Origin of the sequence: Tessaracoccus caeni, assembly GCF_029211185.1 — a bacterium.
GTDB lineage: Bacteria > Actinomycetota > Actinomycetes > Propionibacteriales > Propionibacteriaceae > Arachnia > Arachnia caeni.
This window is the reverse complement of the sequence record NZ_JARGDO010000003.1, coordinates 1-13,596: the sequence shown is the minus strand read 5'-3', so window position 1 is coordinate 13,596 and position 13,596 is coordinate 1. Positions and strand designations below refer to the sequence as shown.

Here is a 13,596-nt window from a genome sequence, read left to right as displayed (position 1 = left end):
CCTGACGATCACGTCACCTTCAGGGTCTTCGTCACCGACTTCGACGTGGACGTCGACTTCGCGGTATCACCCGAAGGCTTGAACGAGACCTTCACTGCGTAGGATCCCTTCTTCGAGATCTTCGGCAGCTTCACCGACACCTGGCCCTTGGCCGACGCCTTCACCGACTTGGTGACCTTCTTGCCATTCACGGTCACCGTCACCGTGCCGGTGGGCTTCGACGTCGCAGCGGACACACCCACCGTGATCGTGGCCTGCTTACCCGCCTTCACCGACTTCGGCACCGTCACCTTCACGGAGGAGACCACCTTGGCCACGGTGACCGTCTTCGACGTCTTCGACACCGACGAGTAGCCCGACTTCGAGCCGGTGACCTTCACCGAGATCTTCTTGCCCGCATCCGACTTCGTCAGCTTGTAAGACGACTTCGTCGCTCCCTTGATCGCCTTGCCATCGCGCAACCACTGATAGGCGAACGTCACCCCCGACGGCTTCCAGGCCTTCACCGACGCCTTCACCGTCTTGCCGACGGCTTTCGTCCCGGTGATCGTCGGCGCCGAGGTACTGCCCAGCGCCCGGGTGGCCTTCAGCGTGTACTCGTGACCCCAGCTCGAGTAGGTGTACGAACCCGCCACTCGGAGATAGGAGCGGCCGGCGGGCAGAGCGATGTCCATGCGGTGCGTCTTGCCGACCGGCACGTCGTCGAACTGGAGCGTGACCTGGGATTCACTCAGCACGCGCAGCTCATAGGCCCGACTCGAGCCCTGCACCGCTGGTGCAGTGAGCTCCACGGCCAGCGTCGCGGCCGAGGAAAGGTCGACGTAGAAGTAGTCGTAGTCCCACGTGTTGTTGATCAGACTGGAGCCCTTCAGGCTCTTTCCCAGCGGAAGCTCGGTGGCGAGCTGGGCAGAGCCGTTCGGCTCCAGCTCGACGAGCCCCGCCGCGTGCGTCACCTTGAGCGTGTACTGCTTCGCCCATGTGTCCCAGGTCTGGGAACCCGAGAGCCTGAGGTAGAAGGTGCCCTTCGGCAGGAACAGCGCCTGAGAGCGAAGCCAGGCACCATCACGATGCGCAGAGGTGAGATCGAATCCCTGAACCGTACGACCCTTGTCGTCGAGGATCAGCAGACCGTAAGCAGCGGACGACCCGGACGGAGGGAACCGAAGGTCGATCGTGGTGCGGCCGGCCGCCGGCACATCGATGGCGTAGTAGTCGTAGTCCCACGTGCTGTTGATCAGCATGGAGCCGGCAATCGTCGTCCCCAACGGCAGTGTGGTTGCGAGTTGGCTGCTGCCGTTGGGCTCCAGTTCGACGTCGCCCGGCGCGTGGGTGACGGTGAGGCTGTACTGCTTGCCCCAGCTGTCCCAGCTCTTGGACCCGGAAAGCCTGAGGTAGAAGGTGCCCTTCGGCAGGAACAGCGCCTGAGAGCGAAGCCAGGCACCATCACGATGCCCAGAGGTGAGGTCGAATGCCTGAACCGTACGACCCTTGTCGTCGAGGATCAGCAGACCATAAGCGGCGGACGAAGTGAGCTCTGGGAAGCGAAGGTCGATGGTGGTGCGTCCCGCCGCAGGAATGTCGACCGCGTAGTGGTCATAGTCCCAGTTCGACGTTCCCTGCATTGAGCCTTGCATCGTCGAGCCGAGGGGCAGCACGTTCGCCGTAGAAGTGGAGTCATTCGGTTCTGTCTCGCTGATAGTGGCGGCCTGGGCTGGACTCAGGCTCGTCGACAGAAGCGCGAGGCCAGCGGCCACGGCCACCAATCCTCGTCTGATACGGATGGCGGATGGGTTGGACACGACTTTGCCCCCTGGCCTTATGGGATTGAGCGATCTCAGGTGGCGAGGTGGGTCGCGAACCGTTGACCTCTGGAAGGCCGACGCTATCAGCGAGAGCAGTCCGGCTTCGAGGGTTTTCGCTACCACCAGAACACAACAAGAGGCCGCCGGACTGAGTCCGGCGGCCCCTGGTCGTTCACGCTCCTCGAGGTACAAGGCCATTCGCGGGCCGAGCCTCCAGCGTTCCACGCTCTTCGAGGTGCGAGGCCGCTTGCGGCCGAGCCTTGAGCGTTCTACGCTCTTCGAGGTGCGAGGCCGCTTGCGGCCGAGCCTCGAGGAGAGCGTCGACTACTTCAGCCGCGTGCTATTCGACACCTTCAGCGTCTTGGTCACAGACTTCGAGGCAGCCGTCGACTTCGCAGTCGAGCCCGAAGGCTTGAAGGAGACACTCACCTTGTACGAGCCCTTCTTCGAGATCTTCGGCAGCTTCACCGACACCTTGCCCTTCGCAGACGACGAGACGGTCTTCTTGACGGTCTTGCCATTCACCTTCACCGTCACCGTACCGGTCGGCTTCGACGTCGCCGCAGAGATGCTCACCTTGATCGTGGCCTGCTTACCCTTGGCCACCAAGGACGGCACGGACACCTTCACAGACGAAGCAACCTTCGCAACAGAGACAGTCTTCGACGTCTTCGACACCGTCTTGTAGCCCGACTTCGAGCCGGTCACCTTCACCGAGAGCTTCTTACCCGCGTCAGACTTCGTCACCTTGTACGAAGACTTCGTCGCACCCGAGATCGACTTACCATCGCGGAGCCACTGGTACTTCAGGGTCACCTTGGCCGGGGTCCAAGCCACCGACTTGGAGTCCACCTTCAGCGTCTTGCCGACCTTCGCCGTGCCCGTGATCTTCGGGGTCTTGGTCGTCAGGTTCTTCACCTCGGGCTTCGGATCCACCGGGGGCTTCGGGGCCGCGACGGTCTTCACCGTCACCGGAACGCCGCGGACGCGGTCGCCGGGAGCCAGGCTACCCGTGAGCAGGTTGATGGTGATGTCCTCGCCGACCGTCGCCGGGGTCTTGGAGACACCCTCACCCGGGAAGGGCAGCGTGAGGCTCCAGTTGCCGGTGGTGTCGTCGGCCTTCACGACCGCCCACACGTCGTCGGGGAAGTCCACGCCGAGGGGGGTGACGGGAACCAGCGCGCCACGGTTCAGCTTGACGCCGACGGTGGAGCCGGTGCCGTTCTCCCAGGTCCAGCCGGTGCCGGTGATGGTGAGCGGCTTGCCCTCGACCCACTCGGCGGGGGCCTCGACTGCTGCCTTGTCCTCGCTGGGCTCGGGATCGACGGCGGGAGCGACCACGGTGAACGGGGCCGCGATGCTGCGCGACTGATCAGTGCCGCCCGGAGCGAGGCTGCCGGTCAGGATCCGGATGTACTGCACGTCGCCGGCCTTCCATGCGGTCGCCGGGGTCAGGGTGGAGTTCTCCGGGGTGGGGAACGGGATGGTGATGGTCCAGTTGCCCTCCGCGTCGCTCTTGAACACGCCATGCGCACGGGCGTCGCTGTACTCGACCTCCGGAGCCTGGTTCTCGATGGTGCGGTTCTCGACGTTCACCGGGCCGGTGCCCTGGGAGCCGCCGCCCTGGTTCACGAAGACCGGGCCGATGGAGCCGCCGCTACCGTCCTTGAGGAAGAAACCCTTGCCGGAGATGACGATGTCGGAGCCCAGCACCACCTGGCGCGGGGTGACCAGCGTGCCGCCGTTGGGAGACGTGGTCTCCGTGGTGGTCGGCTCGGTGATGGTGAACACGTCGACCTTGCCGGCGTTGCTGAAGTTGGACACCCACACATCGCGGCTCACCGGGTCGATGCCGATGTTGATCGCGTTGCCCGAGGTGGGCAGGGTGAGCAGCTTCTCGTAGGTGGTGGCGTCGAACACGACGACGTTCTGGTCACCCAGATTGGCCGAGTACAGCAGGTTGCGCTCACCGTCGATCTCCACCGCATTGGTGGGGCCGGTCTCGATGGTGTGCAGAACCTTGCCGTAGCCCGCGCTGGCGGGGTCGGCGTCGATGACGCTGATGGTCTTGGCATCGAACGAGGCGACGTAGAGACGCTTCAGCTCCGGGCTGTAGGCCGGGCGCTGGTTGGACGGGAGGGTGGCCTCGAGCGCGGTGATCGCGTCGTTGTTGAGCTCCAGGTTCTTGGCGTCGGTGGTCTTCACCTTCGAGCCGTCGATCACGTACAGGCGGCTTTCCTTCATGGCGCCCACGTAGATCCGGTTGTTGTCCTCGTCGACGGCCACGCCGACGGCGCCGACGGCCTCGGGCACGGTGATGCGCGCATCGACCTTCTTGGTCAGCAGGTCGATCTGCGTGATGAAGCCGTCAGAACCCTTGCCACGGGAGTTGCCCAGGCTGGTGACGTAGGCCTTGTGCGTCTTGGTGTTGACCGCGATGCGGCGCGGGCCGGCGAAGATCGGGCTGCCGTCTTCGAACTCGAAGACGCGATCGGCATCGGTGGGCGCGCCCTGGGACACGTTGTACACGACGACGCCACCGCCGAAGCCCTCGTCTGCGTCCTGCTGACGCGCGGTGGTGGTGACGACGGTCGCTCCACCGGGGGTGGTGCCGTCGACGGCTACGCCGTAGGGCGAGAAGGTGGTGCGCATCGAGTTGATCGACTTCGCATCCACGGCCGCGTTGGCCCAGCTGAAGGGCTCGCTCTCGCGGCCATTGCCGTCGTTGCGGGTCAGGTCGAGGAACGACTGGTCGGGCTCGCGCGTACGGCTGGCCGAGTCGAACACGGCCAGCTTGCCGCTGCCGATGGTGAACTCGTCGGGCCCGTAGGTGAAGGTGCCGTCTTCGTTCGCGGTGACCTCACGGGTCTGCCGGCTCCAGTACGCATCGCTCAGGTAGACCTTGCGGTTGGCGGTGTCCAGCGCGAGCTGGTAACCATTCTGCACGCCGGTGTCGAAGGACTCCTTCTCGTACGACCAGCCGTTCTCGGCGACCACGGGATCCGCGGCGGCGGTGGGCGCTCCAAGGATGGACGCCGAGCCGATAAGAGACAGGGATAGTGCTGCGATCAGGGGGGTTCGTAACCTCGACGCCTTCAGGGCGCCGTCAGGCACAGGGGACATGTTGCTCCTCGCACGTGCTTGGGGGGCCGGAGAATCGACCCAAAAGGACAAGGTAAGGCTCGCCTTACCCATGTTTCGCAAGGTTAACCTAACCTAAACGGCCTAAGCCAATCGGTTCGCTGAATGAGATCAAGGGGCGAAAAGGGCCCCGCGGAGGCGTCCGCTTCAGCAATCGGATCCACTCACGACGGCGGTCAGGGGTAAACTTGGCGGCTGTCGTGTGGTCGGGAGGTAACGCATGAAAACCGGATGGCGGATCGCTGGATTGGTTCTGCCGCACCACACCCAGCCCGGCCACCGGGTTCAACCTCCCCGATACGCAAGAGAAGCAGCCGCCCGTTGTCCGTCATGATGAGCTCTTTCCCGGCCTGGGTGCTGGAACCGGACGACGGCGATCTCCTCGCCTACTTCGGCAGCCGCACGATGCAGCGCGGTGCCGACTACATGAGCGCCGGACGGCTGGTGAACGTACGCACGACTCCCAAACTGCTCACCGCCCAGGTGCGCGGCTCCGGGTTTCACGTCTACCAGACCTCGGTGGTGTGCGAGTCGAGCTTCGAGAAGCTGATCACCATCTGCACCTGCCCGGTGCACAACCGCTGCAAGCATGCGGCGGCCCTGCTGCTGCACGCGCGTGCCGCCGGCGCCGCCGCTGCCGCCCCGGACTGGCGACGCGCCCTGGATCCGCTGCTCGCCTCCGTCCACGACGAGGACGAGGGCGCACAGCTGGCTCTGGAGATCGACGACACCGGCTACGGCCCGACGCTGCGCCCACTCAAGCGCGGTCGGCATGGCAAGTGGGTGAAGACGGGCGCCACCTGGGACGACCTGGCCTCGCGGGCCCGCGACGTGAACCAGGCCCAGCGCCAGATCCTCGCTTCCCTTCTCGATACCCGCCGGCACAGCCACGGCTCGTTCCGGGTGGACGCCCTCCCGCTCAACGAGACACGCCCCGACGCCTGGGAACTGCTTCGCAGGGCCGTCGACCGCGGCGTCGAACTGCTGCCCGGAACCGGGATCAACAGGGCCGCGCTCCCCCAGCCGATGCTGCTCGAGGAACCGCTGGTGCCCGAGATGATGGTGCTCGGCTCCGACGGCGACCTCCGCCTGGCACCCGCCGTCCAGTTGGCCCGCGGCCGCCATCCCCTCACCCGCAAGGAACTCATCGGGCAGCCCGCCCATGGCGTGATGGTGCACGCGGGCGACCGCCTGCTGCTCGCACCGCTCACCCGCCAGCTCGACAGCGAGGAGCACCGGCTGTTCTCCGGGGGCACACTCACCGTGCCGGGGGAGGACATCGGCCTCTTCGCCACCGGCTTCCTCCCTCAGCTGCGCGAACGGGTGAAGGTCTTCGTCGGCCCCGACGTCGACCTCCCCGAGCCCCAGCCGCCGGTCTTGCGCTGCCTCATCGAGACGGGCGACGCTCGCCTCGGCATCCGGTGGGGCTTCCGCTACCGGGTGGGCGACGGCGTGCACGACGTGCGTCCCCTGCCCTCCCCGGCCGATCCGCCCCTGCGTCAGCCTGCCGCCGAGGCGGCGCTCGTGGCGTCGGTGCCCGCGGGCGCCTGGCGCGACCGCGACGAACGCGAGCGTCCCCGCCTGCGCGACGCCGACCTGACGGGCTTCGCGATGGTGACCTTCGCCACCGAAGTACTGCCCGCCCTGCACGAACGCGACGACGTGGAGGTGGAGCTCACCGGTGTGATCCCTCAGTTCCAGGAAGCCGAGCATGCCCCGCAGATCGCGTTGCGCATCGAGGAGTCCGAGCATGGCGACTGGTTCGACCTCGACGTCCAGGTCACCATCGGCGACGAAACAGTGCCGTTCGGCCCACTGTTCGCGGCCCTCGCGATGGGCCAAGGGCACCTGATCCTGGACTCCGGCACCTGGTTCTCGCTCGACGTGCCCCAGCTCGACCAGCTGCGGGCGATCATCGAGGAGGCCCGGCTGCTCGTCGATCACGACGGCGACACCTTCCATCTGCGTCCCGAACATGCGGGCCTGTGGGAGGAGCTCGTCGAGTTGGGCGTCGTCGCGGAGCAGTCGCGGGCCTGGCGGGAGGCCGTCGGGGCACTGCTGAATCACGACGAGTTGGCGCAGGTCGAGCCGCCGGCGGGCCTGCGGGCCGATCTTCGTCCCTACCAGCGCGACGGCTACGCCTGGCTGCGCTTCCTCTGGCAGAGCCGGCTGGGCGGCATCCTCGCCGACGAGATGGGCCTGGGCAAGACCGTGCAGTCGCTGGCCATGGCGCAGGCCGCCTTGGAGGACGGTCGGCTGGACCGCCCGATGCTGGTGGTGGCGCCCACGTCGGTGCTCGGCACCTGGGCGTCGGAGGCCGCGCGCTTCGCCCCGGAACTCAGGGTGGTGGCGATCACCGAGACCCAACGCCGCCGCGGCCTGCCGCTGGAGGAGGCCATCGCCGGCGCCCACATCGTGCTGACCTCTTATACCCTGCTGCGCCTGGAGGCCCCCGAGTATCGAGAGATCGTCTGGTCGGCGGTGCTGCTGGACGAGGCGCAGTTCGTCAAGAACCAGGCGTCGAAGGTGTATCAGGCGGTGCGTCGCCTGAAGGCGCGCGTGAAGGTGGCGCTGACCGGCACCCCGCTGGAGAACAACCTGATGGACTTGTGGTCGCTGCTGTCGATCGCTGCCCCCGGCCTGTTCCACGACCCCCGAGCCTTCGCCGAGGCGTATCGCAAGCCGATCGAGGCCGGCGACTCCGAGGCCCTCGCGCGCCTGCACCGTCGCATCAAGCCGCTGATCCTGCGCCGGACGAAGGCGTCGGTGGCCACCGAGCTGCCCGACAAGCAGGAGCAGGTGATCGCTGTGCCGCTCGAGCCGGCGCACCGCAAGCTCTATGACCGCCACCTCGCTCGCGAGCGCCAGAAGGTGATGGGCTTGGTGGGCGACCTGCATCGCAACCGCATCACGATCCTGCGCTCGCTGACCATGCTGCGTCAGCTGAGCCTGTCGCCGTCGCTGGTCGACCCCGACTACCCCGCGGTCTCGTCCAAGATCGACGCCCTGCTGGAGCACCTCGACGAGGTGGTCTCCGCCGGCCACCGCGCGCTGGTGTTCAGCCAGTTCACCGGGTTCCTCGCCCTGGTGAAAAAGCGGCTCGACGAAGAGGGCATCGGCTACGAGTACCTCGACGGCCGCACGCGAGACCGCGCCACCCGGATCGACGCCTTCCGCGAGGGCGACGCCCCGGTGTTCCTGATCAGCCTGAAGGCCGGCGGTTTCGGTCTCACCCTCACCGAGGCCGATTACGTCTTCATTCTTGACCCCTGGTGGAACCCCGCCACCGAGAGCCAGGCCATCGACCGCACGCACCGAATCGGTCAGGACAAGCCCGTCAACGTCTACCGCCTGGTGAGCGCAGACACCATCGAGGAGAAGGTGGTGGCGCTCCAAGAGCGCAAGCGCGACCTCTTCGACGCCGTCGTCGGCCGCACAACCGACATCGCTTCGCCCCTCACCGCCGACGACATCCGCGGCCTCCTCGACGCCTGACAAAGAGCGACCTATCTCCACCCCATTTCGGCCAAGTATCGCTCGGCGTTATTCTGGACGACGCTGCACGTACACCGGAAGCTAACTCGAAGGAGCACCATGGCCGTCACCGACATCACCGAACAGCAGTTCGCCGACGAGGTATTGATGGCACCTGGCCTGGTCATCGTCGATTACTGGGCCGACTGGTGCGCACCGTGCAAGCAGATGGCCCCCATCCTCGACGAGCTGGCTCGGGCCTACCCCGACGTGAAGATCGTCAAGGTCGACACCAACTCCTACCCCAACCTGGCCGCTCAGCAAGGTGTGCTGAGCCTGCCTACGTTGCAGTTCTTCCAGGCCGGGCGCGTCGCGAAGTCGCTCACCGGCGGCAAGACCAAGACGGCGCTGAAGAAGGCCATCGAAGAGCTTCTGTGATGTCCGCACAGAGCCCCGCTCCCGACGAACCCGGCTGGCGTCCCGCTGAGGACGCCCCGCCGGGCGATGTCGAGGCGCCTCGGGCCGACACCCCTTCCGCACCGCACAAGCCCCCGCTGCCCACCAGCGTGAAGGTGGGGGGCGCGCTCATCGGTGCCGCGGTGATCGGCATCGCCGCGTGGATCGGCGTGGCGCTCGGCAGCGGTGAACCGGAGGAACCCCAGCCGACCTGGCCGCTGGAGGCACCGCAGCAGGTGGGCGACTACGTCATCGGCACCTCCACCCAATCGCCGGCACCCGCCGACGAGGGCCGCAGCATCCTGCGCGCCGACTACGCCGACGGGCAGAACCAGATCGCGCTGCTCATGTCTCGCCCGGAGGAGGATCTCGGCGTCTACATGCTCAACGCAGGCATCGAAGATGCCACCGGCGCCGGGGAGGACGACCTCTGCGGCACCTCGGTCGACACCGGCCTGACGGTCTGCGGCCGCATGGTGGACTCCACCGGCATCCTGATGGTGGGCCTCACCCAGCAGGACGCCGCGACGATCGCGCCCATCCTCGACGAGTTCCTCGTCGCTCTCCGTGGCGAGGTTCCCCCCGAGTAGCAGCCCAACACGCTCTTTGAGGTGCGAAGGCCCAGGGCGAGGAACGAGCCCCAGGCCGAAGCCTCGAAAAGAGCCACCGCACACCTCCGCAGGACCATCGCCACCCCAATTGGGGTATGAAATTTGGCGAAATCCTTTACCGAACGCGCCTTTTAGAGGCAAGGTTGACGGCGTGAACAATACGCCTCGATACGACACCCGGCTCGACCGGTTCGTCGACAACTATGCAGATCGCACCCACGGCATGCGGGTTTCCGCCGTGCGAGCTCTGTTCGCTGTCGCCAACCGACCGGAGATCGTGTCGCTGGCCGGCGGCATGCCCAACATCAAGGATCTGCCGCTCGGAGACATCGCCGACCACCTGGCGGAGATGATCCGCACCAATGGCACCCAGGTGATGCAGTACGGCTCCGGCCAGGGCGAGCCAGCCATCCGCGAGCAGATCTGCGAGGTGATGGCGGAGGAAGGCATCACCGCCCATCCCGACGACGTCGTGATCACGGCGGGCTCGCAGCAGGCGCTCGACCTGGTCACCCGCGTCTTCTGCAACCCGGGCGACGTGATCCTGGCGGAGTCGCCGTCGTACGTCGGCGCGCTCGGCACTTTCGCGAGCTATCAGGCTGAGGTGGTGCACTGCCCGTGCGACGACGAGGGCCTCGACCCCGACGCGCTGCTGGCCACCATCGAGCGGGTTCGCGCGGAGGGCAAGCGGATCAAGTTCCTCTACACGATCCCCAACTTCAACAACCCGTCGGGCGTGACCCAGCCACCGGAGCGCCGCCGGCGCATCGTCGAGGTATGCCACGATAACGGGGTGCTGGTTCTCGAGGACAACCCTTACGGCCTGCTCACCCTGGACTCCGAGCCGTTGCCCGCGATGCGTTCCTTCGACGACGAGGTGATCTACCTCGGGTCGTTCTCGAAGACCTTCGCCCCCGGTTTCCGGGTCGGCTGGGTGGTGGCTCCCCACGCGGTACGCGAGAAGCTGGTGCTGGCGCAGGAGTCGGCGACGCTGTGCCCGCCGGTGTTCTCTCAGTTCGCCATCTCCAACTACCTCTCGACCACCGACTGGCGACGCCAGGTGGTCGTGTTCCGCGACATGTACCGCGAGCGCCGCGACGCGATGCTGGAGGAGCTTGAGGAGCACATGCCCGACGGCGTCAGCTGGACCAAGCCGAAGGGCGGCTTCTTCGTCTGGGTCACGCTGCCCGACGGGCTCGACTCGCAGGCCATGGTGCCGCGCGGCGTCAACGCCCGCGTCGCCTTCGTGCCGGGCAACGCGTTCTACCTCGACGGACAGGGCGCGCGAAACATGCGCTTGTCGTTCTGCTTCCCGCCGCCCGACCGGATTCGCCTGGGCGTGCAGCGCCTGGCCGACGTGGTGACCAACGAGTTGGAGATCCACAACACCTTCGGCATCTTCCACACCGCGGCGGCACAGAGTCGTCTCGGCGCGCCCGCCCCCGACCTGTCATGACTGACATACGCTCCTTGAGGTGCGACGAGCTCTGCGAGGAGCCTCGAAAGGAGCGTCACAAGACCCAACGAACTAGGATTCAGTAATGACTGTCATCGTGATCGCCGGCGGACTCAGCCATGAGCGCGACGTGTCGCTCCGTTCCGGGCGCCGAGTTGCCAAGGCCCTTCAGAAGCTGGGACGTGAGGTGATCGAGACCGATCTCAACACCGACCTGCTCCCCCTGATCGCACGCACCCCGGATCCGGTGGTGCTGCCGATGCTGCACGGCGGGCTGGGCGAGAACGGCGCGCTGCGCGAGGTGCTCGACGTGCTGGGCGTGCCGTTCGTCGGCGCCACGGGGGCCGCGTCGCGGATCACCTTCGACAAGTCGATCGCCACCGCCGTGGTGCGCGAGCACGGCCTGCGGACGCCCAAGCAGGTGGCCCTGCCCTCCGACATCTTCCGTGAGCTCGGCGCGCCGATGATCATGGAGTCGCTGGGAAAGGCCGTCGGCTATCCCGCCATGGTCAAGCCCACTCGTTCCGGCTCCGCGCTCGGCGCGTCCAAGGTCAACGCCGCCGACGAGCTGCCCAACGCGCTGGTGTCCGCCTACGCATACGGCCCGGTGGCTGTGGTGGAGGAGTTCATCACCGGGCGCGAGATCGCCGTCACGGTGCTCGACGACGCCGACGGCTGCCGCGCGCTGCCTCCCGTTGAGATCCGCCCGCAGTCGGGCATCTACGATTACGAGTCGCGCTACACGGCGGGCGCCACCCGCTTCGTCACCCCCGCCGAGCTGCCCGCGGAGACACTGGAGGCCGCGCAGGAACTCGCCGTCGCCGCGCACCGCGCACTGGGGCTGAGGCATCTGTCGCGCACCGACATCATCGTCGACGAGTCGGGCGAGCCCGTCTTCATCGAGGGCAACGTGGCGCCGGGCATGACGGAGACCTCGCTGGCTCCCCTCGCCTTCGAGGCGGCCGGGCTGAAACTGGGAGAGGTGTTCGCGTCGCTGGTCGACCTGGCGAGCGCGGAGAAGTGAGGCAGCAGTGAGCCTGCGGCTCAAGCAGGCCCTCACGATCCTGATCGGGATCGTGCTGGCGGTGGTGATGCTCGGGCTCGGGCTCTGGCAGATGGCGCAGTTCCAGCGCTCCGCGCTCGACGTGGCTACGCAGCGCGCGGAGATGGAACAGGTCGATCTGGCCGGCAATATCCGCCCGGATGGGGTCGTCGAGGACATCTACGGCCGCTACGCCACCGCGTCGGGCAGCTATCTGCCCGAGTATGAGGTGCTCGTCGGGAACGAGGCTCCCCTACGCGTCGTGACTGCCTTCCGGCTGTCGGATGACCGCACGGTCGCCGTCGTGCGCGGCAGCGTCTCACCCGGAGACCCGATTCCCGAACCACCCGCGGGCCCCCAGGACATCGTCGGGGTCTTCCTGGCCAGCGACAGCCCCGCTGAGCCCGGCGTGGAGCCCTTGGGTGATCTATCCACGGTCCGCCTGCAGCAGCTGGCGCAGGAGTGGCCAGCAGGCCTGGTGGGCGGATACCTCACCCTCTCGGGGGACGACTCTGCCGCCCAAGGCCTGGGCACGGCAGAGGTCGTGCTCCCCGAGGGCGAAGGCTCGGCCACGCACCGCGGCTACGCGATGCAGTGGTGGGTGTTCGCCGGGGCTGCCATCGCCTTCAGCATCTTCATCGCCCGCGGAATGGACCCCGCGAGAAGGAAGATCCACGCTCTTTGAGGTGCGAAGCGCAGCGGAGCCTCGACAATCAAGGCCAGCGCGAAGCACCCTCCACGCTCTTTGAGGTGCGGAGCGCAGCGGAGCCTCGACAATCAAGACGAGCGCGAAGCACCCTCCACGCTCTTTGAGGTGCGGAGCGCAGCGGAGCCTCGACAATCAAGACGAGCGCGGAGCACCCTCCACGCTCTTTGAGGTGCGGAGCGCAGCGGAGCCTCGAAAAGAGCGACCGGCAGCCGAACAACAGTCCCAACCAGGGGTCGCGCTGGCTCTTTTCGAGGCTCAGGCTTGGGGCTCGTTCCTCGCCCTGAGCCTTCGCACCTCAAAGAGCGTGGTTGGTGACCTCGGCCACGATGGCTCGGGCGTTCTTCGTCGCGTAGTGCTCAGCGACGAAGGACAGGAACGGGACGGTGCCCGCGAGCATGATCATGATGAACCATTTGATGCTCCAGCGGAGGCGACGACCCAGGTCGTAGGCGGTGATCAACAGCACGAGGTAGAGCCAGCCATGACCGACGCCGACATAGGTGACGACCGTGCTGCCGAACTCGTTGTAACCCGGGATGAGGTACTTGAACACCACCCCGACCGTCAGCACCACCAGCAGGGTGCCGACCACCCAGGCCATCACCCGGTAGCGGGTCAGGGCTGAACGGATGCCGGGCAGGTCTTCAGCGGTGATGTCGTTGGTGGGATCCTCGGTGGTTTCGCTCACCCTCCCACCCTATCGCTGTGACGACGGTGCCTCCTCACTCCCCTTCCGCTGCACAGGGGGGACGACGGCCCTGTTCGGTGTGGCTAATGCGGTTGCGGGGGGGGGGGGGGGGCCCCCCCCCCCCCCCCGGGGGGCCCCGGCCCCCCCCCCCCCCCCCGCCGCCCGGGGGCGAAAATAGCGGGGCGGTTTTCCCCCGTTGGGTTGGCGGCCCGAAGCC

9 protein-coding genes are annotated in these 13,596 nt (G+C 66.9%); 6 read left to right on the top strand and 3 right to left on the bottom strand.

Annotated elements, in window-relative coordinates:
• Positions 1 to 8 precede the first annotated feature (8 nt).
• Positions 9 to 1,754, bottom strand: coding sequence for an Ig-like domain-containing protein (locus tag P0D62_RS03540; protein ID WP_275701246.1), 1,746 nt, complete (start codon positions 1,752 to 1,754; stop codon positions 9 to 11).
• Between the two features lie 372 nt (positions 1,755 to 2,126).
• Positions 2,127 to 4,925, bottom strand: coding sequence for an Ig-like domain repeat protein (locus P0D62_RS03535; RefSeq protein WP_275701245.1), 2,799 nt, complete (start codon positions 4,923 to 4,925; stop codon positions 2,127 to 2,129).
• Between the two features lie 348 nt (positions 4,926 to 5,273).
• On the opposite strand from P0D62_RS03535, the gene P0D62_RS03530 reads away from it, so the two are divergent.
• The 6 genes from P0D62_RS03530 (at position 5,274) to P0D62_RS03505 (ending at position 12,667) form a co-directional block, all read left to right on the top strand.
• A complete protein-coding gene (locus tag P0D62_RS03530; protein WP_275701244.1) occupies positions 5,274 to 8,438 on the top strand; it encodes a DEAD/DEAH box helicase in 3,165 nt (1,054 codons plus the stop codon).
• A gap of 99 nt (positions 8,439 to 8,537) precedes the next feature.
• Positions 8,538 to 8,855, top strand: coding sequence for a thioredoxin (gene trxA / locus P0D62_RS03525; RefSeq protein WP_275701243.1), 318 nt, complete (start codon positions 8,538 to 8,540; stop codon positions 8,853 to 8,855).
• On the top strand, positions 8,855 to 9,463 hold the full coding sequence (locus P0D62_RS03520; RefSeq protein ID WP_275701242.1) for a hypothetical protein: 609 nt from the start codon (positions 8,855 to 8,857) through the stop codon (positions 9,461 to 9,463). The genes trxA and P0D62_RS03520 overlap by 1 nt, the downstream gene beginning before the upstream one ends.
• Positions 9,464 to 9,635: 172 nt before the next feature.
• Complete coding sequence (locus P0D62_RS03515; protein WP_275701241.1) at positions 9,636 to 10,940, top strand: aminotransferase-like domain-containing protein; 1,305 nt, start codon at positions 9,636 to 9,638, stop codon at positions 10,938 to 10,940.
• 85 nt (positions 10,941 to 11,025) lie between these two features.
• Positions 11,026 to 11,964 carry a D-alanine--D-alanine ligase family protein gene (locus P0D62_RS03510; protein ID WP_275701240.1) on the top strand — a complete coding sequence of 313 codons (939 nt, stop codon included), beginning with the start codon at positions 11,026 to 11,028 and terminating at the stop codon, positions 11,962 to 11,964.
• A 7-nt stretch (positions 11,965 to 11,971) separates the two neighbouring features.
• Positions 11,972 to 12,667 carry an SURF1 family protein gene (locus P0D62_RS03505; RefSeq protein ID WP_275701239.1) on the top strand — a complete coding sequence of 232 codons (696 nt, stop codon included), beginning with the start codon at positions 11,972 to 11,974 and terminating at the stop codon, positions 12,665 to 12,667.
• Positions 12,668 to 12,986: 319 nt separating this feature from the next.
• On the opposite strand, the gene P0D62_RS03500 is transcribed toward P0D62_RS03505, so the two are convergent.
• Positions 12,987 to 13,379 (bottom strand): DUF3817 domain-containing protein, encoded by a 393-nt coding sequence (locus tag P0D62_RS03500; RefSeq protein WP_275701238.1) that lies wholly within the window; start codon positions 13,377 to 13,379, stop codon positions 12,987 to 12,989.
• Between the last annotated feature and the right edge of the window lie 217 nt (positions 13,380 to 13,596).

Bases quoted from the DNA above. Each gene is read 5' to 3' on its own strand.
- P0D62_RS03510 (WP_275701240.1), top strand. From the start codon at position 11,026: ATGACTGTCATCGTGATCGCCGGCGGACTCAGCCATGAGCGCGACGTG.
- P0D62_RS03520 (WP_275701242.1), top strand. From the start codon at position 8,855: ATGTCCGCACAGAGCCCCGCTCCCGACGAACCCGGCTGGCGTCCCGCT.
- P0D62_RS03530 (WP_275701244.1), top strand. From the start codon at position 5,274: ATGATGAGCTCTTTCCCGGCCTGGGTGCTGGAACCGGACGACGGCGAT.
- P0D62_RS03535 (WP_275701245.1), bottom strand. From the start codon at position 4,925: ATGTCCCCTGTGCCTGACGGCGCCCTGAAGGCGTCGAGGTTACGAACC.
- trxA (WP_275701243.1), top strand. From the start codon at position 8,538: ATGGCCGTCACCGACATCACCGAACAGCAGTTCGCCGACGAGGTATTG.